This is a genomic window from Mesorhizobium sp. M7A.F.Ca.CA.004.06.1.1, assembly GCF_003999135.1.
Taxonomy (GTDB): domain Bacteria; phylum Pseudomonadota; class Alphaproteobacteria; order Rhizobiales; family Rhizobiaceae; genus Mesorhizobium.
The window spans coordinates 1-2387 of sequence record NZ_RZPQ01000848.1; the positions used below are offsets into that span (position 1 = coordinate 1).

2 protein-coding genes are annotated in these 2387 nt (G+C 64.8%); both read right to left on the reverse strand.

Annotated elements, in window-relative coordinates; genetic code table 11:
• On the reverse strand, positions 1–970 hold a 970-nt coding region (locus EN906_RS31075; RefSeq protein ID WP_164777496.1), incomplete at its 3' end, for an ABC transporter ATP-binding protein.
• The coding region (locus tag EN906_RS31080) for an iron ABC transporter permease (RefSeq protein ID WP_164777497.1) at positions 958–2387 on the reverse strand (1430 nt) is incomplete at its 5' end. The genes EN906_RS31080 and EN906_RS31075, both read right to left, overlap by 13 nt.

A 2387-nucleotide genomic window follows, 5' to 3' on the forward strand; every position in this document is an offset into this window, starting at 1 on the left:
GATCGGGACTGGTCGAAGGCGCGAATTCGATGCGCGCCGAGCCACCCTGGTAGATCACCCGCTTGACCAGACCATCAAAGCCGGGGCCATCCGGCGACACGTCGAGATCGGCCGACCGGCAGCAGACCTTTGCCCCGGTTCGCGGCCGCTCGCCTGGCCGGCAGCGGACAACCAGTTCAGCGCCGAGAACCCGGACCTTGCAGTGGCCCCTTTCTTCCGCGCTCAACACATCCACGGGCAGCAAAATGCCTTGCGAAATGAAGGATGCGACCATTTCATTTGCCGGCTCATGATAGAGCTCGCGCGGCGTCGCCAGCTGGGCAAGGCGCCCGCCATCCATCACCGCGATGCGGTCGGCCAATGCCATCGCCTCGGCCTGATCATGGGTGATGTAGACGATGGTGGTGCCGGTGCGCTTGTGGAAGGATGCGAACTCGTCCTCCATCGATGCCCTCAGATGCACGTCGAGATTGGCCAGCGGCTCATCGAACAGCACTAGCGAGGGCGCGGCGACAAGGCAGCGCGCCAGCGCCACGCGCTGGCGCTGGCCGCCGGAAAGATTGGCCGGCCGACGCTCGCCCAGCCCTTGCAGATTGACAAGGGCGAGTGCGTCTTCAACCTTCCGGCGGGCGACAGCCTTGTCGAGCTTCGCCACCTTCAGCGAATAACCGATGTTCTCGGCCACCGTCATATGCGGCCACAGCGCATAGTTCTGGAAGACGATGCCGACGCGCCGCTTTTCCGGTGCGACGCTGCAGCCCTTGCCCGACACGACCTCGCTGCCGATGCGGATTTCGCCCGAAGTCACTTTCTCGAATCCGGCCACCAGCCTCAGCAACGTCGTCTTGCCGCAGCCGGAAGGGCCGAGCACCGCCAGGAACTCGCCGTCGGCGACGTCGATCGACACGTCCCTGACGGCATCGAAATTGGCGAAGCTCTTGGTCACATTGTCCAGGCTCAATCGCGCCATGGCAGCACTCCGGTCGGAAGGTAGGGGGCAAGCAGATTGGTGACCAGCATCAGCACGAAGGTGACCGCCACGGTGATGACGGACATCGCCGCCGCATAGTTGGAATCGCCGCCCTGCTCGAAGGAGAACATCACCACGCCGATGGTTTCCGAGCCCGACGACCACAGCAGCGCCGAAACGGTGAGTTCGCTCAGCGCCGTCATGAAGATCAGCAGGCCGCCGGCGATCGCCGCCGGTGCCACCAAGGGAAAGATGATCGTGCGCATGCGCGTGAACAGCCCGGCGCCTGCCACTTGCGCAGCCTCCTCCAGCGCCCGGTCGATCTGGTGATAGCCGCTGATGGTTGGCCGCAGCGCCAGCACCAGGAAACGGGCGAGATAGGCGTAGAGGATGATCCAGACGGTGTTGTAGAGCTGGATGCCGGTCAGCGGGATCGGCCGCAGGAACATGAGCAGCGAGGCGATGGCCAGCACCACACCGGGCAGTGCATAGGGCAGTTCCACCGACAGATTGAGCAGCCGCACCCAGCGCTGCTTGCCCCAGGCGATCAGATAGCCGATCGGCACGGCAACCAGGACCGCGAAGAAGGCCGCCGCGATCGACAGCCAGAAGCTGTTGAAGAAGGCGCGGCCGGCCGCGTCATGCTCGAACAGCACGAAGCGATAATTGTCGAGCGTCGCCGTCTTGGCGGTGAGCGCGATGCCGTAGCCCGGCACCAGCGATGTCAGAACCAGCCCGAACAGCGGCAGGAACAGCACCACGATGATCAGCAGCCACATGCCGGCCTGGACCGTAGGCCGCCAGCGGCCGAGTTCGTATGGCTCAGCCGAAAGCGACGTGGAGCTGATGCGATAGTCGCGGCGGCGGCTCATGATCTCCTGGGCAAGGATGCCCGCCATGGCGATGATGCCGATCAGCACCGACAGGAACGCGGTTTCGCCGAGCACGGCAGGGCCGCCGCCGGCCAGCTTCTGATAGATCAGCGTCGGCAGCACGAGATAGTTGGCGGGAATACCTAGAAAGGCCGGAATACCGAAATTACCGACGCAGGAGACGAAGGCGAGTGCGGCGGCGGCCATGATCGACGGCGTCATCAAGGGCAGCACGATGGTGACCAGCACGGTGAACCAGCCGGCGCCGCCCGCCCGCGCCGCTTCGACCAGCTCGCGCGGCAGCTTGCGCAGGCCGGCGCGCACCAGCAGGAAAACCAGCGGCCCATACTGCACGCCGAGCAGCAGGATGATGCCCAATGTCGAATAGAGCGGATTCCTGGTACCGAGCGGCGGTGCCGCCCCGAACAGCTTGAGGAACGGGCTTGCCGGGCCGAACAATTGCAGCCAGGCCAGCGCCGTCACCTGCGGTGCGATCATCAAGGGCATGACGTAACAGAGCACCATGGCGCTGCGAGCGCGGATAT